16 protein-coding genes are annotated in these 18,938 nt (G+C 76.2%); 7 read left to right on the top strand and 9 right to left on the bottom strand.

All coding sequences use genetic code 11. The annotated features are described in order from the left end of the window. Window positions 1-44: 44 nt before the first annotated feature. The 4 genes from nirD to ACSUPT_RS08415 form a co-directional block, all read right to left on the bottom strand. Window positions 45-368: a nitrite reductase small subunit NirD gene (gene nirD / locus ACSUPT_RS08430; RefSeq protein WP_361659081.1), complete on the bottom strand. Its 324-nt coding sequence runs from the start codon at window positions 366-368 to the stop codon at window positions 45-47. Next, complete coding sequence (gene nirB / locus ACSUPT_RS08425; RefSeq protein ID WP_351967527.1) at window positions 365-2,887, bottom strand: nitrite reductase large subunit NirB; 2,523 nt, start codon at window positions 2,885-2,887, stop codon at window positions 365-367. Before nirB ends, nirD begins: the two co-directional genes overlap by 4 nt. 1 nt (window position 2,888) lies before the next feature. Continuing rightward, on the bottom strand, window positions 2,889-4,070 hold the full coding sequence (locus tag ACSUPT_RS08420; RefSeq protein WP_436943940.1) for an NAD(P)/FAD-dependent oxidoreductase: 1,182 nt from the start codon (window positions 4,068-4,070) through the stop codon (window positions 2,889-2,891). Window positions 4,071-4,337: 267 nt separating this feature from the next. Next, window positions 4,338-5,303, bottom strand: a complete 966-nt coding sequence (locus ACSUPT_RS08415; RefSeq protein WP_436943938.1) for a helix-turn-helix domain-containing protein — start codon at window positions 5,301-5,303, stop codon at window positions 4,338-4,340. A gap of 84 nt (window positions 5,304-5,387) precedes the next feature. Here ACSUPT_RS08415 and ACSUPT_RS08410 point away from each other — a divergent pair, with 84 nt between their 5' ends. Both ACSUPT_RS08410 and ACSUPT_RS08405 read left to right on the top strand, forming a co-directional pair. Beyond that, entirely contained in the window at window positions 5,388-6,596 is a 1,209-nt protein-coding gene (locus ACSUPT_RS08410; protein ID WP_436943937.1) for an alpha/beta fold hydrolase, read from the top strand. Between the two features lie 163 nt (window positions 6,597-6,759). Next, window positions 6,760-7,539, top strand: coding sequence for a sulfite exporter TauE/SafE family protein (locus ACSUPT_RS08405; RefSeq protein ID WP_351967531.1), 780 nt, complete (start codon window positions 6,760-6,762; stop codon window positions 7,537-7,539). 9 nt (window positions 7,540-7,548) lie between these two features. Here the strand turns inward: ACSUPT_RS08405 and ACSUPT_RS08400 are convergent, their stop codons facing one another. Both ACSUPT_RS08400 and ACSUPT_RS08395 read right to left on the bottom strand, forming a co-directional pair. Further along, window positions 7,549-8,184, bottom strand: coding sequence for a class F sortase (locus ACSUPT_RS08400; RefSeq protein WP_436943936.1), 636 nt, complete (start codon window positions 8,182-8,184; stop codon window positions 7,549-7,551). Between the two features lie 264 nt (window positions 8,185-8,448). Next, the gene (locus tag ACSUPT_RS08395; protein WP_436943935.1) at window positions 8,449-9,018 is read right to left on the bottom strand and encodes a hypothetical protein; all 570 of its coding nucleotides are present in this window, start codon (window positions 9,016-9,018) and stop codon (window positions 8,449-8,451) included. Window positions 9,019-9,234: 216 nt separating this feature from the next. Between ACSUPT_RS08395 and ACSUPT_RS08390 the strand changes: the two genes are divergently transcribed. The 5 genes from ACSUPT_RS08390 (at window position 9,235) to ACSUPT_RS08370 (ending at window position 16,727) form a co-directional block, all read left to right on the top strand. Beyond that, on the top strand, window positions 9,235-9,882 hold the full coding sequence (locus ACSUPT_RS08390; protein WP_399217158.1) for an NADPH-dependent FMN reductase: 648 nt from the start codon (window positions 9,235-9,237) through the stop codon (window positions 9,880-9,882). A gap of 11 nt (window positions 9,883-9,893) precedes the next feature. Beyond that, entirely contained in the window at window positions 9,894-11,627 is a 1,734-nt protein-coding gene (locus ACSUPT_RS08385) for an ABC transporter ATP-binding protein (RefSeq protein WP_436943933.1), read from the top strand. Continuing rightward, on the top strand, window positions 11,624-13,561 hold the full coding sequence (locus ACSUPT_RS08380) for an ABC transporter ATP-binding protein (RefSeq protein ID WP_436943932.1): 1,938 nt from the start codon (window positions 11,624-11,626) through the stop codon (window positions 13,559-13,561). Before ACSUPT_RS08385 ends, ACSUPT_RS08380 begins: the two co-directional genes overlap by 4 nt. Before the next feature lie 143 nt (window positions 13,562-13,704). After that, on the top strand, window positions 13,705-14,427 hold the full coding sequence (locus tag ACSUPT_RS08375) for a SanA/YdcF family protein (RefSeq protein WP_436943931.1): 723 nt from the start codon (window positions 13,705-13,707) through the stop codon (window positions 14,425-14,427). 218 nt (window positions 14,428-14,645) lie between these two features. Further along, window positions 14,646-16,727, top strand: coding sequence for a molybdopterin oxidoreductase family protein (locus ACSUPT_RS08370; protein WP_436943930.1), 2,082 nt, complete (start codon window positions 14,646-14,648; stop codon window positions 16,725-16,727). Between the two features lie 210 nt (window positions 16,728-16,937). Here ACSUPT_RS08370 and ACSUPT_RS08365 read toward each other — a convergent pair whose 3' ends face one another. From ACSUPT_RS08365 to ACSUPT_RS08355, 3 genes are all read right to left on the bottom strand, one after another. Further along, window positions 16,938-17,360: a gamma-glutamylcyclotransferase family protein gene (locus tag ACSUPT_RS08365; protein WP_351967542.1), complete on the bottom strand. Its 423-nt coding sequence runs from the start codon at window positions 17,358-17,360 to the stop codon at window positions 16,938-16,940. After that, a complete protein-coding gene (cutA, locus tag ACSUPT_RS08360) occupies window positions 17,357-17,716 on the bottom strand; it encodes a divalent-cation tolerance protein CutA (protein WP_399217487.1) in 360 nt (119 codons plus the stop codon). The genes ACSUPT_RS08365 and cutA overlap by 4 nt, the downstream gene beginning before the upstream one ends. Before the next feature lie 68 nt (window positions 17,717-17,784). Continuing rightward, window positions 17,785-18,855 carry a hypothetical protein gene (locus tag ACSUPT_RS08355; protein ID WP_436943929.1) on the bottom strand — a complete coding sequence of 357 codons (1,071 nt, stop codon included), beginning with the start codon at window positions 18,853-18,855 and terminating at the stop codon, window positions 17,785-17,787. Window positions 18,856-18,938: the final 83 nt, after the last annotated feature.

The following is an 18,938-nucleotide window of genomic DNA, read 5'->3' as shown; positions in this document are numbered from 1 at the left end:
GACGGTCCCCTCCGCGGCGCCGGGGCGACACCCGCCCCCCGCCGTCAGCTCGCGCGCACCGGGTACACCGCCACCGCCACCTCGTCGTCGTCCAGGCAGCGGCCGGTCTCCAGGTCGAAGCGCTGCTTCAGCAGCGGCGACGCCACGAACGTCCGGCCGCCCGCCGAGCCGATCAGGCCCCGCGACAGCACCTGCGCCCCGGTGAACGGGTCCCGGTTGTCGATCGCGTACAGCCGTCCCCGCCGGTCCCGGAACAGCGCCGCCTGCCGGCCGTCCGGCAGCAGGGCGGCCATGCCCCGGCCCGGCGTCAGCGCCTCCGTGTCGCAGATCGGCAGCCAGTGGTCGTCGTGGGCGAGTTCCAGCTTCATCGGGCGGACACACCTTCCAGGGTGAGGACCGTCAGGTCGGGCTTGATCTGGCCCCGCTCCGGCACGAACCGCACCGACGGGTCCGGCGCGTCGGGGGCGTTCACGAACGACACGAAGCGGGCCAGGCGCTCGGGGTCCGCGAGGGTTTCGGCCCACTCGTCGCGGTACCCGGCCACGTGCCGGGCCATCAGCGCGTCCAGCTCCTCGCCGATGCCGAGCGAGTCCTCGACCACCACCTCGCGGACGTGGTCGAGACCGATCCGCTCCACCCACGGCGCCGTGCGCTCCAGCCGCTCCGCGGTGCGGATGTAGTACATCAGGAACCGGTCGATCAGCCGGATCAGCTCGGCGTCCGACAGGTCCTTGGCCAGCAGGTCCGCGTGGCGCGGGGTGGCGCCGCCGTTCCCGCCGACGTAGAGGTTCCAGCCGTTCGCCGTGGCGATCACGCCGAAGTCCTTCGACTGGGCCTCGGCGCACTCCCGCTGGCAGCCCGAGACGGCCGACTTCAGCTTGTGCGGCGCCCGCAGGCCCCGGTAGCGCAGCTCCAGGTCGATCGCCATGCGCACCGAGTCCTGCACGCCGTAGCGGCACCAGGTCTGGCCCACGCAGGACTTCACCGTCCGCAGCGCCTTGCCGTACGCGTGCCCCGACTCGAAGCCCGCGTCGACCAGCCGCGCCCAGATCGCCGGGAGCTGCTCGACGCGCGCGCCGAACAGGTCGATCCGCTGGCCGCCGGTGATCTTCGTGTAGAGCCCGAAGTCCCGCGCCACCTCCCCGATGACGATCAGCTTCTCCGGGGTGATCTCCCCGCCGGGGACGCGCGGCACGATCGAGTACGAGCCGTTGCGCTGCATATTGGCGAGGAAGTGGTCGTTGGTGTCCTGGAGCGCGGCCTGCTCGCCGTCGAGGACGTAGCCGTGCGACAGGGACGCCAGGATCGAGGCGACCGTCGGCTTGCAGACCTCGCAGCCCTCGCCGCCCCTGGCCTCCTGGCGCCCGTAGCGGTCGAGGAGTTCGGCGTACGAGGTGATCCGCAGGACCTGCACGATCTCGTACAGGTCCTGGCGGGTCTGCGGGAAGCAGCCGCACAGCCCGCCGTCGCCGGTCTTCGGCAGCAGCTGCTGGATGACCTTGACGCAACTGCCGCAGCCCGTGCCGGCCTTGGTGCACTTCCTCACCTCGGGCAGCGTGGTGTGCTCGCAGATCGCGCCCTTGGTGACGTTGTGGCACGAGCAGATCACCGCGTCGTCCGGCAGCGACTCCGGGCCCAGCGCGACCGGCGCGCCCGCGCCCGCCGGCAGGACCAGCTGCTCCGGCGCGACGGGCGGCACCGAACCGGTCAGCGGGCGCAGCATCCCGTACGCCTCCGCGTCGCCGACCAGGACACCGCCGAGCAGCGTCCCGTCCGCCGCCACGACCAGCTTCTTGTACACGCCGGCCCGCGAGTCGGCGTACACGACGTCGAGGCAGCCCTCGGCCGTGCCGTGCGCGTCGCCGAACGACGCCACGTCCACGCCCAGCAGCTTCAGCTTCGTGGACAGGTCGGCGCCGGTGAACGACGACTCCCGTCCCGCGATCGCGTCGGCGGCCGTCAGCGCCTGCTCGTAGCCGGGCGCCACCAGGCCGTACACCCGGCCGTCCACCGCGAGGGCGCACTCGCCGATCGCGTACACCGCCGGGTCCGAGGTGCGGCACCGCTCGTCCACCGCGATGCCGCCGCGCTCCCCGACCGCCAGGCCGCAGTCGCGGGCCAGCTGGTCGCGGGGGCGTACACCGGCGGAGAACACCACCATGTCGACGGCCAGTTCGGAGCCGTCCGACAGCCGCATCCCGGCGACCGCGCCGTCCTGCCCGGTCAGCACCTCCTGCGTGCCGACGCCCGTGTGCACGGACAGGCCCATGCCCTCGATGGTGCGCAGCAGCGCCGCGCCGCCGCCCTCGTCCACCTGCACCGGCATCAGCCGGGGCGCGAACTCCACGACGTGGGTGTCGAGGCCGAGGCCCTTCAGCGCGCCCGCCGCCTCCAGCCCGAGGAGGCCGCCGCCGACGACCGCGCCGGTCCCCGCCGTCTTCGCGTACTCCTCGATGGCGAGCAGGTCCTCGATCGTCCGGTAGACGAAGCAGCCCGTCGCGTCCTTGCCGGGCACCGGAGGCACGAACGGGTACGAACCGGTCGCCAGGACCAGCGTGTCGTACGCGACGGTCAGCCCCGAGCGGGCGGTGACCGTGCGGGCCTCCCGGTCGATCGCGACGGCCGGGTCGCCGGTGTGCAGTTCGATGCCGTGCTCCGCCATGAACCCGTCGGGCACCATCGACAGGTCGTCGGGCGTGCGGCCGGAGAAGTACGAGGTCAGCTGGACCCGGTCGTACGCGGGGCGGGGCTCCTCGCACAGGACGACCACCCGCGCCCGCCCGGTCACCCCGCGCTCGGCGAGGGCCTCCAGGAAGCGCTGGCCGACCATGCCGTGGCCGACGAGGACGATGGTGGGCGTGTGCGCCGCCCCGGGCGTGTTCGGCATGTCAGGAGCCTCCGTCATGGGTGAGCAGGTGGAGCAGGGGCGCGTCCGGGAGGGCCTCGTCGCCCTCCCACGCCCGGGCGAGGGTCCCGACCGCGCCGAGGTCCCCGAGCAGGACGCCGCCGACGAGCCGGTCGCCCCGGACGACGACCTTCCGGTACGCGCCGCAGGTGGCGTCGGTGAGCCGCACGGTGTCGTCGCCGGCGCGCGGCACCGGCTCGCCGAACGCGGCCAGTTCGAGGGCGTCCAGGCTGAGCCGGGTCAGCGCCCGCGTCCCCCGGTAGGCGGCGTCGCCCCCGGCCAGGACGTCCGCGAGCACATCGGCCTGCTCCAGGGCGGCACCGGCCAGCCCGTAGAGCCGCCCGTCGTGCTCGGCGCAGTCGCCGACGGCGTGGATGTACGGGTCGGAGGTGCGCAGGCGGTCGTCCACGACGATCCCGCGCCGCACGTCGAGCCCCGCCTCCGCGGCGAGCCCGACACGCGGCCGCACCCCGCAGGCGACGACCACCAGGTCGGCGTCGAGCACGAACCCGTCGGCCAGTTCGACGGCGGTCACCGCGCCCGACGCGGCCTTGAGCCCCCGCACCCGGCACTCGGTGTGGACCTCCACGCCGAGCCCCTCCAGATGGCGGCGCAGCAGCCCGGAGGCGTCCGCGTCGAGTTGGCGCTCCATCAGGTGCTCGCCCTGCTGGGCCAGCACCACCTCGGCGCCCCGCGCGGCCAGCGCGCGGGCGGCGGACACCCCGAGCAGCCCGCCGCCGATGACCACGGCCCGCACCCCGGGAGCCAGCCGGGCGTCCAGCGCCAGGCAGTCGTCGAGCGTCCGGAACGCGTGCACCCCGGTCGGCAGCCGGCCGCCGCCGGTGAGGCCGCGCAGCGGCGGCAGCACCGGATTGGAGCCGGTCGCCAGGACCAGCCGGTCGTAGGCGACGCGGGTCCCGTCGGCGCAGCGCACCTCCCGCGCGGACCGGTCGATGCCGGTGACCCGCACCCCGCGCCGCGCCGCCTCGCCCTTCGGCGCGGGCAGCGCGATCACCTCGGGCCCGTACCGGCCGGCGAGGACGTCCGCGAGCAGCACCCGGTTGTACGGGGCGTGCGGCTCCTCGCCGAGCAGGGTGACGGGCAGCCGCTCGGCGAGGCGCGCCCCCGCCGTACCACCGCCGACCACCACGATCCGTGAACTCATGCCCAGCAGCGTGCGTCGGCGGTGTTTCCCGTCGGCATCCCGTGTGTTTCACGCGAGGAAAGCCGCCCTCAGCGGGCGGGCCGGGACGTCGTGAGGGCCCGCGCCGCCTCCGAGGGGTTTCTCGCCCGGGTGCGGAGGGCCTTCACCGCCTGCCAGAGGGGCTTCTCCGGGGAGTGCGGAGGGACTTCACCGCCTGCCACGGGGCTTCGCCGGGGAGTGCGGAGGGACTTCACCGCCTGTGAGGGGTCCCTCACCGGGGCCCCCGCGTCAGCCGCCGTTCAGCAGCAGCTCCGCCAGCGGGGTGCGCGCGTGGCGGACCGAGCGGCCCGTGCGGGTGGTGGTGACCAGGCCCGCGGCGCGCAGGGCGGCGGCGTGGGCGGACGCCGTGGCGTTGCTGACGCCGATGCGGCGCGCCAGCCCCGTCGTCGTGCGCGCCTCGTCCAGGGCGCGCAGCAGGGCCAGCCGGGTCCGCCCCAGTACGCCCGCGAGGGGTTCACCGGAGGCGCCGCCCGCGTCGGATACCAGCGGCAGCCCCGGGCCGGCCGGGTAGGCGAGCGCCACCGGACGGTCCGGCAGGTCCTGCAGGAGCGGGCCGCGCCGCCAGTGGAACGTGGGCCGCAGCACCAGCCCCCGCCCGCCGAGCCGCACCTCCCGCACGCGCGGCGCGCCGGGGACGGGCCACTCCCAGACCCCGCCGCGCAGCCGCGACCCCGGGGCGAGGCCCGTCAGCGCGGCGCCGACGCCCTGCCCGGCGACGGCCAGGGCGTGCCGGGTGAACTCCGCGCGGTGCAGGTCCTGGACCAGCGGCCACACCGGGGCGAGGACCGTCCCGTACGCCGCGCGGTGCGCCCGGCCCAGCGTCTGCCACGCCTCCGGGTCGCCGCCGTGCAGCGCGCCGATCCACGGCGGGACCGGCCGCCCCGCGTAGACCTGCTCGATCCCGGCCCGTACGGCCTCCGGGCGGGCCCCCCTGATCAGCGCGAACCCCTCCTCCAGGGAGTCGCCGAGCACGTCGAGGAACGCGGGGGCCGTCCCGTGCGGCGCCAGGTCGGCGAGCGGCCCGGCCGTCCCCGGCAGGCTCCGCAGCAGCCGGCTCCGCCAGTGCCCGAACAGCGGCTCCCCGCGCGGGACGCCCAGCATCAGCAGCGCGGCGTGCAGCTCGGGCACGGGCGAGGGGCGCGGCGCGAACCGCACCCGGGCCAGGTCCTCCGCCGTGAAGTGGATCCGGATCACGCACAACCCCCCGTCCCGCGCCAGCCTTTCGGGTCCGGCCGCAAGCTTCGCCCGCGCCCGCCGCCCGTCCCCAGGATGCCGTCCATGACCTCGACCTTCCCATCCGACCAGGCCCCGTCGGCCCGTTTCGGCCGCCGCTCCATCGCCAAGGGCACGCTCGCCGGGGCCGCCGCGCTCCTGCTCGGCGCCACCCCCGCGACCGCCACCCCCGCGACCGCCACCGCCCCCTCCGGCGCCCCGGCCCCCGGCGGGCCCGCCTCCGCCGCCCCGGCCGCGGGCGGGCTGCGGCTGCGGCTCCCGGCGCCCACCGGGCCGTACTCCGTCCGCGCCGCCACGCTCCACCTGGTCGATCCGTCCCGCAACGACCCCTGGGCACCCGCGATCGGCGTACGGGAGGTCGTGCTGACCGTCCTGCGGCCCGCCGCCCGCGGCCGGGGCTTCCCCCGCGTACCGCAGCTGACCCCGGCGGCCGCCGCGTCCTTCGCCGGCCTCGGCCCGTGGATCCGCCCGCAGTTGCCGGACGGGGGAGTGGACTGGGCGGCCACCCTCACCCACGCCCGCGCCGGTGCCCCGCCCAGGCCCGGCGGGCGCCCCGTGCTGCTCTACAGCCCCGGCGGCGGCGACGCCCGCACGATGGGCAGCTCCCTCGCGGTGGACCTCGCCTCGCACGGCTGGACGGTCCTGACCGTCGACCATCCGGGGGACGCGAGCGAGGTGGAGTTCCCCGACGAGCGGCCCGGCCGCCTGCGGGTCAGGCAGTCCGTCCTGCTCGGCCCGCCCGCCCCGGACACCTTCCGCACCATGGTCGAGACCCGCGTGGCCGACCTGCGCTTCGTCCTGGACGCCCTCCGCCTCGACCGGGTCGGGCTGTACGGGCACTCCGCGGGCGGCACCGCCGTCGCGCAGGCGCTCCACGAGGACCGGAGGATCGCTGCCGCCGTCAACCTGGAGGGCCACCTCGACCTGATGGACGGCGAACTCCTGCCCGTGGCCCGGCAGGCCGCCGACCGGCCGCTGCTGCTCGCCGGCACCGACGGCTTCCGCAGCGACCGGATGGAGCGCACCTGGTCGGCGCTGCTCGCGCACGGCGGCCCCGTCACCCGGCGGCAGCTCGACGACGCCGGCCACTGGGTCTTCACCGACTACGCGGCACTCGCCCCGCAGCTCCAGGACGCCGGGCTGATGACCGCCATGGAGCGCGCCGACATGGTGGGCGCGGCCGACCCGCGGGTCACGGTGCCGGCGGTGCGCCGCCTCGTACGGTCGTTCTTCGCCCGCCACCTGCCGGTCTGAGCGCGCCGGGCCCCTGCGCCACGCCGCCCACCGGCCCGCGCCCGGACAGGGGCGGCCCCGCACGGGAGGCCCAGGGACGGCCCCGCACGGGGGGACCGGGGACGGCCCCGCACGGGGGAGGGGTCCGCCCCGGGCGGGGGAAGGCGCCGCATAGGGTCGGGGCGTGCCTGACATATCGGTGACCGCTCTTGTCCTGCTCTGCCTGGCCGCCCTGCTGGCGGGGTGGATCGACGCCGTCGTGGGCGGCGGCGGACTGCTGCTGCTCCCCGCGCTGCTGCTGGGGGTGCCGAACGTGCCGGCCGCGCAGTGCCTCGGTACGAACAAGGCGGTGGCCATCGTCGGCACGACGGGCGCGGCCGTGACGTATGTGCGCAAGGCGCCGGTGCCGGTGTGGACGGCCGTGCGGGTCGGACTCGCGGCGCTGGCCGGGTCGATGGGCGGGGCGTTCTTCGCGGCGGGCCTCAGCAGCGACGTGCTGCGCCCGGTGATCCTCGTGGTGCTGCTGGGCGTTGCCGCGTTCGTGCTGCTGCGGCCGTCGTTCGGGACCGGGCCCGCGCCGGCCGGGCCGGTACGGCGGGCGCGGGTCGTGGCGGCGGTCGTCCTGGTGGGCGGCGGCCTCGGCCTGTACGACGGGCTGATCGGGCCCGGCACCGGCACGTTCCTGGTGCTGGCGCTGACGGCGGTGCTCCACCTGGACCTGGTCACCGCGTCGGCCACCGCCAAGGTCGTCAACGTCTGCACCAACGGCGGCGCCCTGGCCATGTTCGCCTACCAGGGCCATGTGATGTGGCAGCTGGCGGCGCTGATGGCGGTGTTCAACCTGGCGGGCGGCATGGTGGGCGCGCGGATGGCGCTGCGCAAGGGCGCGGAGTTCGTCCGCGGGGTGCTGCTGGTGGTCGTGTTCGCGCTCGTCGCGAAGCTGGCGTTCGACCAGTGGGCGTGACGGAAGGGCTCAGCGGGCGCCGATGAGATGGGCGTACGCGACGATGTTGCCCTGGTAGCCGGTCTCCGGCGAGAAGCCGCCGCCGCAGGTGATGACGCGCAGCTCGGCGCGGTCGGACGAGCCGTACACCCTGCCGTCGGGGAAGGCGTCGTTGTCGTACACCTCGACGGCGTCGACCGTGAAGACGGCGGTCCGCCCGTCCGCGCGGGCCACCTCCAGGCGGTCGCCCTTCTTCAGCGCGCCCAGCGCGTAGAACACCGCCGGGCCCTCGTCGTTGTCGACGTGGCCCGCCACGATGGCCGTGCCGCGCGCGCCGGGCGCCGTGCCGTCCGCGTACCAGCCGGCCAGGTTCCGGTCGGCGGCGGGCGGCACCTCCAGGCTGCCGTCCGGGGCGAGGCCCAGCCGCATGACGGGCGCGTCCACGCCGATGCGCGGGATGCGGACCCGCACGGGGGCGGAGGGCGGCAGGGGTTCGGCGGCGGCGGTCGTGTGCCATCCGGGGCCGGCCGCGAACGCCTCCGCGGCGGACGGCACGGGCGGCCGCACCTCGCCCGAGCCGCTCTGCACCAGCCACAGGCCGACGCAGGCGGCGACGGCTATGCCCCAGCCCTTGCCTGGGGCCTTCGGGTCGGCGGGGGTGCTCATGGGGGTGACCTCCGTGGGCGCCGGGCCTCCTCGCGGACGGGCGGGGCATGGCGGGGAGGGTGTTCCCGTGGGCCGGGGGTCCCCGCCCCCGCCGCGGTCTCGGGGCCGCGCGGCGGGGGCGGGGAGTTCGGGGGGAGGGGACGGGCGGCCGCCGGTGCGGGGCGGCGGCCGCCCGCCGGGGGAGGAGCGCCCCGCCGAGGGGCGGGCGGGGCGTCCCGTACAGGGGGCCGGGCGCGCGGCGCCGGGCCCGGCCGGGTCACGGGGTCAGCCGTGGCCGCCGTTCGTGCGGCGGCGCATCGCCCAGGCGCCGGCCGCGACGGCGCCGGCCAGGATCGCCGCGCCCGCCGCGACACGGGTCGCGTCCGGGCCGACGCTGCCGCCCACGCCGGTCTTCACATGGCCGCGCGGCCCGTCGTGGGTCGGGTGGTGGGTCGGGTGGTGCGTCGGGTGGTGCGTCGGGTGGTGCGTGGGGCCGCCCCCATGCCGTACGACCAGGTCGCCCGTGGCGGCCTTGCCGTTGTCGCAGGCGACCGCGATCCCGTAGGTGCCCGGCTTGGTGTGCTCCGGCACCCGGAACATGCCGACCGCCATGTCCTTGTGCGAGCCCGGACGCAGCTTGAACTCGCCCGCGCCGAGCGACCGGGCGTCGCCCACCCCGCGCCCGTCCGGCCCGCAGGCGCGGGTGCTGACGGTGACGCTCGTGCCGGGCGCCGCGGTGGACGGGGAGAGCTCCAGGGTCCCGAAGTCACCGGCGTACGCCGCGGGGACGGCGAGGGCGCCGAGGCAGACGGCCGCGAGCGCGGTACCGGTCAGCGAGCGGGCAGTGGTGCGCATGGGGGTCCTCCGGGCAGCGCTTCGGGCTGGTGTCCTGACTCCGGGATAAGGCCGGGGCCGCCGGCCGCGCCTGCTGACCGCATGTCAGAAATCCCGTACCCGCGCGGCGTCTTCGCAGGTCGGAGCCGTGAATCGGGCTCGCTCCGCGGGCGCCGCGAACGGGTGACACATCCGGCGCTTGACCTCAAGTTTGGTTGAGGTGTGAGGCTCCAGCCCATGGAACTCACCACGGACACCACCATGACCCCCGACTCCCGCCCGGCCGCCCCCGGGGCGCCCGCGTCCGACGGGCGGCCGCTGCGGCTCGCCGTCGTCGTCGCCAGCAACCGCGAGGGCCGCTTCGCCCCCGTCGTCACCGACTGGTTCCTCTCCCGCGCCCGGCAGCGCGACGACTTCGTCCTCGACGTCGTCGACCTCGCCGAGACCGACCTGCCCACCGCCCTGTCCTACGACCCGTCACCCGCCGTCCGCGGCGAGCTGGCGAAGGTCGGCCCCCGCCTGGCCGACGCCGACGCGTACGTCGTCGTCACCCCCGAGTACAACCACTCCTACCCGGCGGCCCTGAAGAACCTCATCGACTGGCACTACACCGAATGGCGGGCCAAGCCCGTCGCCTTCGTCTCGTACGGCGGGGTCTCCGGCGGCCTGCGGGCGGTCGAGCACCTGCGGCAGGTCTTCGCCGAACTCCACGCCGTCACCGTCCGCGACACGGTCTCCTTCCACAACGCGGGCGCCCTCTTCGGCGACGACGGGCCGAAGGACCCCACCGGGCCCGACGGCGCCGCCAAGAAGATGCTCGACCAGCTCGGCTGGTGGGCCGGCGCCCTGCGCACCGCCCGCGCCGCCCACCCCTACGCGGGCTGAGGGACGGCACCGTGCTGCTGCGCCTGCTCCTCACCCGCGTCCGCCCGTACCGGCGGCTGCTCGTCCTCGTCGTCGTCCTCCAACTCGTCCAGTCCCTCGCCGGGCTGCTCCTGCCCACCCTCAACGCCGACCTCGTCAACGGCGGCGTCCTGCGCGGCGACACCGGCCACGTCCTGACCACCGGCGCCGCCATGGCCGCCGTCACGCTCCTGCAGATGACCGCGGCGGGCGCCGCCGTGTTCGCCGCCGCCCGCGTCGCCATGGGCGTGGGCCGGGACCTGCGCTCCGCCGTCTTCCGCCGGGTCCAGCAGTTCTCCGTGCGGGAGGTGGGCCGCTTCGGGCCCGCCTCCCTCATCACCCGCACCACCAACGACGTCCAGCAGGTCCAGACCCTCGCCGTGACGGGCCTGACCACCCTGGTCGCCGCGCCGCTGATGTGCCTCGGCGGCATCGGCCTCGCCCTCGCCCAGGACGTGCCGCTCGCGCTGCTCCTGCTGCTGTTCGTGCCGGTGCTCGCCGGGACGGTGCTGCTCGTCGTACGGCGCATGCCCGCGCTGTTCCGCGCCACGCAGGAGCGCGTCGACCGGGTCAACCGGGTGCTGCGGGAGCAGATCGGCGGCATCCGCGTGGTCCGCGCCTTCGTCCGCGAGGACCACGAGCGGCGCAGGTTCGGCGCCGCCAACGACGAACTGACCGCCGTGTCGCTGCGGGTGGGCCGGCTGACCGCGCTGATGTACCCGGCCGTCATCGTCGTCTGGGAGCTCGCCACCGTCGCCGTCGTCTGGACGGCCGGGCGCCGCCTGGAGGACGGCACGCTCCAGGCGGGCGCCCTCATCGCGTTCCTCGGCTACCTGCTCCAGATCTTCATGGCCGTGATGATGACCATGTTCCTGATCATGCAGCTGCCGCGCGCGCAGGTCAGCGCCGAGCGCATCCGCGAGGTCCTCGACACCGAGCCGACCGTCGTCCCGCCCGCGGAACCGGTGCGCGCCCTGCGCGGCCCCGGCCACCTGGAGATCCGCGACGCCCGGTTCAGCTACCCGGGCGCCGAGGAGCCCGTGCTGCACGGCGTCTCGCTCACCGCCCGGCCCGGCGGCACCACCGCCGTCATCGGGTCCACCGGCAGCGGCAAGACGACCCTGCTGGGCCTGGTGCCCCGGCTGTACGACCCGACGGGCGGGGAGGTCCGCGTCGGCGGCGTCGACGTGGCCGACCTGGACCCCGACCTGCTGGCCCGCACGGTCGGCCTCGTACCGCAGAGGCCGTACCTCTTCTCCGGCACCATCGCCTCCAACCTCCGCTACGGCAGACCCGGCGCGAGCGACGAGGAGCTGTGGCACGCCCTGGAGGTCGCCCAGGCACGGGAGTTCGTCGCGGCGCTCCCCGAGGGGCTGGGCGCGCCCGTCGAACAGGGCGGCACCAACCTGTCCGGCGGCCAGCGCCAGCGCCTGGCCATCGCCCGCGTCCTGGTCGCCCGGCCGCGCGTGTACCTCTTCGACGACTCGTTCTCCGCGCTCGACTACCGCACCGACGCGCTGCTGCGGGCCGCGCTGGCCGAGGAGACGGCCGGCGCCACCGTCGTCATCGTCGCCCAGCGCGTCGCCACCATCCGCGACGCCGACCGCATCGTCGTCCTCGACGAGGGACGCGTCGTCGGCACCGGCACCCACGAGGAGCTGCTGCGGGACTGCCCCACCTACCGGGAGATCGTCCACTCCCAGCTCACCGAGGAGGAAGCCGCATGAGCCGCCCGGCAGACACCGGCAAGCCCGCCGTGCCCCGGCGTCCGGGCCCGGAGCCCGCCGTTGAGGACCGCACCGCCGCCCCGAAGCCCGCCGTCCCCGAGCGCCGCACCCCGGCGACGGGCACCCCGCAGCGGGGCCCCGGCATGCCCGCGGCGCCCGTCCTGGAACGGTCGATCGACTTCCGCCGCTCCGGGCTGCGCCTGCTGCGCACCCTGGGCCCCGAACGGCCCCTGCTGCTCGGCTCGCTCGCCGCGGCCGCCGTGTACGTCGCCCTGGCCGTCGTGATCCCCAAGCTCCTCGGGGACGCCACCGACCTGGTCGTGTCCGGCGCGGGCACCCCGGCCGGAGTGGACTTCCGGGCCGTCGCGCGCCTCCTCGGCCTGGTCCTCGCGGTGGCCGCCGCGTCCGCCGGGTTCGCCTGGCTCCAGGCCCGGCTCGTCATGACCGCCGTCCACCGCGCCGGGCACCGGCTGCGCGCCCGCGCCCAGGCCAAGCTGGCGCGGCTGCCGCTCGCCCACCTCGACCGGCAGCCGCGCGGCGAGGTCCTCAGCCGCGCCACCAACGACATCGACAACATCACCCAGACCCTCCAGCAGGCGTTCATCCCGATGACCCGCGCCCTGCTCACCGTGGTCGGCGTGCTGGCCATGATGTTCTGGATCTCGCCCCTGCTCGCCCTCGTCGCGGTCGCCACGGTCCCCGTCTCGGTGTTCACCGCCGCCCGCATCGGCAAGCGCGCCCAGCCGCAGTTCGTCCGCCAGTGGGCGGTCACCGGCAAGCTGAACGGGCACATCGAGGAGATGTACTCGGGCCACGCCGAGGTGCGGGTCTTCGGCCGGGGCCGGGAGGCCGTGGAGACGTTCGACGCGCTCGGCGACGAGCTGTACCAGGCGAGCTTCCGCGCCCAGTTCGTGTCCGGGCTCATCCAGCCGGCCATGGCGTTCGTCGGGAACCTCAACTACGTGCTGGTCGCCGTCGTCGGCGGCCTGCGGGTGGCGTCGGGGACGCTGACCATCGGCGAGGTCCAGGCCTTCGTGCAGTACTCGTACGAGTTCAACGGCCCGGTCAACCAGATCGCCGCCATGGCGAACCTGCTCCAGTCCGCCGTCGCCTCCGCCGAGCGCGTCTTCGACCTGCTCGACGCCGAGGAGGAGTCCCCGGACCCGGAGCCCGGCCCCCCGGCCGGCCGGGGCCGCGGGCATGTCGTCTTCGACCGCGTCTCCTTCCGCTACGACCCGGCGAAGCCGCTCATCGAGGACCTGTCCCTCACCGTCGAACCGGGCAGGACGGTGGCCATCGTCGGCCCGACGGGCGCCGGCAAGACCACCTTGGTCAACCTGCTGCTGCGGTTCTACGAGACGACCGGCGGCCGCATCCTCCTCGACGGCACCGACATCACGGCCGTGCCCCGCGCCGCCCTGCGCTCCGGCATCGGCATGGTCCTCCAGGACACCTGGCTGTTCGGCGGCACGATCGCGGAGAACATCGCCTACGGGGTCCCCGGCGACGTGCCGCGCGAGCGGATCGTACGGGCGGCCATGGCCACCCACGCCGACCGGTTCATCCGCACCCTGCCCGACGGCTACGACACGGTCCTGGACGAGGACGGCGCCGGGCTCAGCGCGGGTGAGAAGCAGCTCATCACCATCGCCCGCGCCTTCCTCACCGAACCGTCCGTCCTGGTCCTGGACGAGGCGACCAGCGCCGTCGACACCCGCACGGAGGTGCTGATCCAGAAGGCGATGGCCTCCCTGCGCGAGGGCCGCACCTCGTTCGTGATCGCCCACCGCCTCTCCACCGTCCGGGACGCCGACGTGATCCTGGTCATGGAGGCGGGGCGCATCGTGGAACAGGGCAGCCACGAGGAACTGCTGGCGTCCGGCGGCGCCTACGCCCGCCTGTACGCGGCCCAGTTCGAGCAGGCGCCCGTGTGAGCCGCCCCGCCGGACCGCCGGGCCGGGACGCACCTCACACCCGGTGTCGGGCGGCCCGGTGAACCGGGGGCGGGCGGGGCGCGTCGGACAAGGCGGGGGCGGCGCGCGGCGCGCGGGCCGGGCGCGACGGGAGGGGACGAGGGATGCGGGAGCGGGTGCGCGGACGGGCGCGGCGGCTGGTGCCGGGGACGCGCAAGGGCAGGCGGCTGCTGCCGGCGACGCGGAAGGGGCAGCGGCGGCTGGCGCAGGGCGTGATGCTCGCCTGCGTCCTGGCGCTCGCCCCGGCGACCTGGCTGCACACGAGCACCTCGGGCGGCGTCCGCACGGTGGCCGACGTCCCGGCGCGCGACGTGGCGGTCGTGTTCGGCGCGGGCCTGTGGAAGGGCCGCCCCACGCCGTACCTGGCGCACCGGCTGGACGCGGCGGCCGAGCTGTACCGCACGGGCAAGGTGAAGGTCGTCCTGGTGACCGGCGACAACAGCCGCGCCGACTACGACGAGCCGGACGCCATGCGGGCGTACCTGGTCCAGCGGGGCGTGCCCGGCGGGCGGATCGTCAGCGACTACGCGGGCTTCGACACCTGGGACTCCTGCGTGCGCGCCAAGCGGATCTTCGGCGTCGACCGGGCCGTGCTGGTCACACAGGGCTTCCACATCCGGCGGGCGCTCGCCCTGTGCCGCGCCGCGGGGGTCGACTCGTACGGGGTCGGGGTGGCCGAACCGCGCGACGGCGTCTGGTACTACGGCGCGGTGCGCGAGCTGGGCGCCGCGGGGAAGGCCGCCGCGGACGTGGTGCTGCGCCCCGACCCGGTGTTCCTCGGCCGGCAGGAGACGGGCGTGAGGGAGGCCCTGGCGTCGGCGGGCTGAGCGGTGACCCTCCTGCCGGGCTGGGCGGGGCCGGGCCTGGCCGGCGGCCGTTCGGCCGGGGCGGCAAGGCCGGGCCGGGCCGTCCGGCGGCCGCTCTGCCGGGCCGGGAAGGCCGGGGCGCCGCTCACCTCCGGCCGCCCCGCCCCCGGAGCGGGACGTACCGCGTGCGTAATACACGGGGACCACGGCCGTAACACGCGCGTCGCACGCTCTACGGCATGCTCGCCGCCGCCATCACCTCCACGCACTGCCCGTACTGCGCCCTGCAGTGCGGGATGAACCTCCGGCCCGCCGAGGGCGGCGGGGTCGACGTCGTGGAGCGCCCGGACTTCCCCGTCAACCGGGGCGCCCTGTGCGGCAAGGGCCGCACCGCGCCCGCCGTGCTCTCCTCCTCGGTCCGGCTCACCGGTCCGCTGATCCGCGACCACGCCACGGGCGAACTGGAACCGGCCACCTGGGAGGACGCCCTGCGGACCGTCGCCGACGGGCTGCGGCGCGTCCGCGAGGCGCACGGGCCCGACGGGGTGGGGGTGTTCGGCGGCGGCGGGCTCACCAACGAGAAGGCGTACACGCTCGGCAAGTTCGCCCGGCTGGTCCTCGGCACCTCGCAGATCGACTACAACGGCCGCTTCTGCATGTCGTCCGCCGCCGCCGCGCACACCAGGGCGTTCGGGCTCGACCGGGGCCTGCCCTTCCCGCTGGAGGACATCCCGCGCACCGGCTGCGTCATCCTCGTCGGCTCCAACCTGGCCGAGACGATGCCCCCGGCGCTGCGCTATCTGACCGAACTGCGCGAGAACGGCGGCAAACTGATCGTCGTCGACCCGCGCCGCACCCGCACCGCCGAACAGGCCGACCTGCACCTCGCGCCCCGCCCCGGCACCGACCTGGCCCTCGCGCTCGGCCTGCTCCACCTGGTCGTCGCCGAGGGCCGGGTGGACGAGGAGTTCGTGGCCGCCCGCACCACCGGCTGGGCCGGCGCCCGCGCCGCCGCCATGTCCCACTGGCCCACGCTGGTCGAGCGCGTCACCGGCGTGCCCGTACCGCGGCTGCGCGAGGCGATGGAGATGTTCTGCGACGCGGAGAACGGCATGGTGCTCACCGCGCGCGGCCCCGAGCAGCAGTCGAAGGGCACCGACACGGTCGGCGCGTGGATCAACCTGTGCCTCGCCACCGGCCGCGCCGGGCGCCCCCTGTCCGGGTACGGCTGCCTCACCGGCCAGGGAAACGGGCAGGGCGGCCGCGAACACGGCCAGAAGGCCGACCAGTTGCCCGGCTACCGGAAGCTCGACGACCCCGAGGCGCGCGCCCATGTGGCCTCCGTGTGGGGCGTCGACCCGGACAGCCTGCCCGGCCCCGGACGCAGCGCGTACGAACTGCTCGACGCGCTCGGCCGGGACGTGAAGGCGCTGCTGCTGATGGGCTCCAACCCGGTCGTCTCCGCGCCGCGCGCCGCGCACGTGGAGGAGCGGCTGAGGTCGCTGGACTTCCTGGCCGTCGCCGACGTGGTGCTCTCCGAGACCGCCGCCCTCGCCGACGTGGTGCTGCCCGTCACGCAGTGGGCGGAGGAGACCGGCACGACCACCAATCTGGAGGGCAGGGTCCTGCTGCGCCGCCGTGCCATCACCCCGCCGCCCGGCGTCCGCACCGACCTGGAGGTGCTCCACGGCCTCGCGGGGCTGCTGGGCTGGGAGAAGGGCTTCCCGACGGACCCGGAGGAGGTGTTCGACGAGCTGCGCCGCGCCTCCGCCGGGGGGCCCGCCGACTACGCGGGCATCAGCTACCGGCGCGTCGCGGAGGAGGACGGCGTGTTCTGGCCGTGCCCGGACACCGGCCACCCCGGTACGCCCCGGCTGTTCCTGGACCGGTTCGCCACCCCGGACGGGCGGGCCCGCTTCGTGCCGGTCACGCACCGGGCGTCCGCCGAGGAGACGGACGCGGAGTACCCGGTGGTCCTCACGACGGGCCGGGTCGTCGCCCAGTACCAGTCGGGCGCCCAGACCAGGCGGGTCGCGGAGCTGAACGCCGCCGCGCCGGGGCCCTTCGTGGAGCTGCACCCGAGGCTCGCGGAGCGGGTCGGCGTCGCGGACGGGGAGCCGGTGGCGGTCGTGTCGCGGCGGGGGAGGGCGGTCGCCCCGGCGCGGGTCACGACGGCGATCCGGCCGGACACGGTCTTCATGCCGTTCCACTGGCCGGGGGAGGGCCGCGCCAACACGCTCACCAACCCGGCGCTGGACCCCACGTCGAAGATGCCGGAGTTCAAGGTGTGCGCGGTGCGCCTCGAACGGCCCGGCGACTGAGCGGGGTCACCGCCCCGCACGCCCCGGTCCCGCGCCCCAAGGCCTCCCGGCCCGCGCCCCAGGGCCCCCTGCGCCAGGTCCCGCACGCCCCGCCGCCCCGTACGGCTCCGGCACGCCATGCCCAGGGCCCCGCACACCCCCCGCCGCCGCGTGCGGCTCGGGCACGCCACGCCGAGGTCCCGCACGCCCCGGCCGGTCACCGCCGGCCGGTCACCGGCGTCCGGCGCGGCCGAGCCAGTCGCCGCCCGGTATGCGCGGCCCCGGCACGGCCCGCGCCGCCGCCACGTACACCCACGCGGGGACCCGCGCCCCGTCCCGTGCGCGCAGCACGTCGCAGCGCAGCCGCTCGTACAGGTTCAGTTCGTGCCCCGGCCCGTGGTACTCCTCCAGCCGGTCCAGCACGGCGAGCAGTTCCGGGTACGCGCCGGGCGCCGCGTGGACCAGCTCCCCGACGACCTCCCCGCCGCCCGCGCCGCGCACCGCGTACGGGTAGCCGGGCCCGTCGTGGAGGACGGCGCCCGGCAGCCGCGCGGCCTCCACGCGCGCCGTGCGCCCGGCGAGGCACAGGGCGTGGTTGGGCTGGCCGGGGCGCAGCGTCCCGTACACGAAGAACGGCAGCAGGCCGCCGCTCACCCGGCCGACTCCCGCGCCACCCAGGCCAGGTAGTCGGCGCCGCCCCGCACCACGGGCATGGCGACGATCTCCGGCGTGTCGTAGTCGTGGTGGCGGCGGATGTGCTCCTCCAGCGCGTCGTACCGCGCGGCGGCCGTCTTGAACAGCACCTGCCACTCCCGCGCGGTCTCCACGGCGCCCTCCCACCGGTAGACGGAGGTCACGGGCCCGGATACCTGCGCGCACGCGGCGACCCGCGCCTCCACCGCACCGCGCGCCAGCGCCTCGGCCTTCTCCGCCGCGTCGGTCGTGGTCAGCACGGCCAGCACGTCACTCACGCCTGCGCTCCTCCCGTCGGCTCGCCTCGCCACCAGCATGGCATCCGCGCCCGCACCGGCCCCACCCCCGGCGGCGGGGCGGGCCGGTGCCACGGCGCGGACCGTCCCTAGGAGCGGGTGGCGGCCCGGCAGTCCCGCGCGCTCGCGCCGCCGCCTCCGACCGGCGCGCTGCGGTCGTACGGGTCGACGGGATCACCCGTGGCGGAGGGCCCGCCGGCCGCGCCGAAGGGCGGGGCGAAGTAGCCGGTCGGCTCCCCGCACCCGCCGTTGGTCATGTCGAGCGCGTACGAGACGACGGACGCCGTTCCCGGCTCGGTGACGACCTTGTCCGGGTCGTCCCAGCTCAGCACGATGGAGCGCCGCACGATCGTACGGACGACCTCGGCGTCGGGGCCGCCGCCGCCCGCCGCCGGGGTGACCGGGTACACGAAGGTGACGTCCGCGGTCACCTCGACCGCCCCCCGCTTCCCCTCCCGGTACGTGAGCCTGCCGCGCGTCTTGACGACGTCGCCGACCAGCAGCGCCTGGTCCGGCCGGAAGCGGCTGAACAGCAGCAGCGGGTCCGTCTCCGGCGTGGGCGCCGCCGTCGACAGGGCGGTGCGGAGGTACCGCTGGACGTCCTCCTGGTGCGGATTGAGCAGCGCGATCGCCCGCGCGGGCCGCTCGCCGCGCAGGACGCGCGGGTCGAGGCTGGAGGCCACCAGGAAGTCCCGGCTCTGCCGCAGTGCCCGCTCGACCCCGGCGGCGTCCATCCAGCCGGTCGCCCTGGCCTCCGGCACGGTGATCCCCGCGCCTCCGTCCCCCCAGCGGGCGGCGGGCGAGCCGCGGAACGGCTCGGCCACGGTGGGCCGCAGACGGGGCCCGTCGCCGGGCGCGCCGCGGGGGCGCTCCGTCTCGGCGGCGAGCGGCGCGCCGTCGTCGCCGCGCGGCCAGCCGGTCAGCTGCTGCGGGAAGAGCGCCACGGCCAGGAGGGCCAGGGCCGCGACGAACCCGGCGGTGTACCAGCCGGTGCGGCGCCGGGGCCGGGCGGCCGGGTGCGCGCGCCAGGGCGCCGGCGGGCCGGGCCGCTCGCGCAGCCGCCCCTGCGCCTCACGGTCGCGCGCGGACGGCTCCACGGGGGCTTGGGCCGCACCCGTCACCGACTCCCGGAGGAAACGCTCCCACTCCTCATCGGACACGGACGATCCGCCCTGCCCCCCAGCCCCGCTCACACCGCACTCCCGTTCCCGTTCGATGGCCCGGCCCCTGCCGGCGCGGCCCC

The organism is Streptomyces sp. SudanB25_2051, from assembly GCF_964272635.1.
In the GTDB taxonomy this organism is placed as follows: domain Bacteria; phylum Actinomycetota; class Actinomycetes; order Streptomycetales; family Streptomycetaceae; genus Streptomyces.
This window is presented reverse-complemented; position numbering and strand designations above follow the sequence as displayed.

Bases quoted from the DNA above. Each gene is read 5' to 3' on its own strand.
- nirD (WP_361659081.1), bottom strand. From the start codon at position 368: ATGAAGCTGGAACTCGCCCACGACGACCACTGGCTGCCGATCTGCGAC.
- nirB (WP_351967527.1), bottom strand. From the start codon at position 2,887: ATGCCGAACACGCCCGGGGCGGCGCACACGCCCACCATCGTCCTCGTC.
- ACSUPT_RS08420 (WP_436943940.1), bottom strand. From the start codon at position 4,070: ATGAGTTCACGGATCGTGGTGGTCGGCGGTGGTACGGCGGGGGCGCGC.
- ACSUPT_RS08410 (WP_436943937.1), top strand. From the start codon at position 5,388: ATGACCTCGACCTTCCCATCCGACCAGGCCCCGTCGGCCCGTTTCGGC.
- ACSUPT_RS08400 (WP_436943936.1), bottom strand. From the start codon at position 8,184: ATGAGCACCCCCGCCGACCCGAAGGCCCCAGGCAAGGGCTGGGGCATA.
- ACSUPT_RS08395 (WP_436943935.1), bottom strand. From the start codon at position 9,018: ATGCGCACCACTGCCCGCTCGCTGACCGGTACCGCGCTCGCGGCCGTC.
- ACSUPT_RS08390 (WP_399217158.1), top strand. From the start codon at position 9,235: ATGGAACTCACCACGGACACCACCATGACCCCCGACTCCCGCCCGGCC.
- ACSUPT_RS08380 (WP_436943932.1), top strand. From the start codon at position 11,624: ATGAGCCGCCCGGCAGACACCGGCAAGCCCGCCGTGCCCCGGCGTCCG.
- ACSUPT_RS08375 (WP_436943931.1), top strand. From the start codon at position 13,705: ATGCGGGAGCGGGTGCGCGGACGGGCGCGGCGGCTGGTGCCGGGGACG.
- ACSUPT_RS08370 (WP_436943930.1), top strand. From the start codon at position 14,646: ATGCTCGCCGCCGCCATCACCTCCACGCACTGCCCGTACTGCGCCCTG.
- cutA (WP_399217487.1), bottom strand. From the start codon at position 17,716: ATGCTGGTGGCGAGGCGAGCCGACGGGAGGAGCGCAGGCGTGAGTGAC.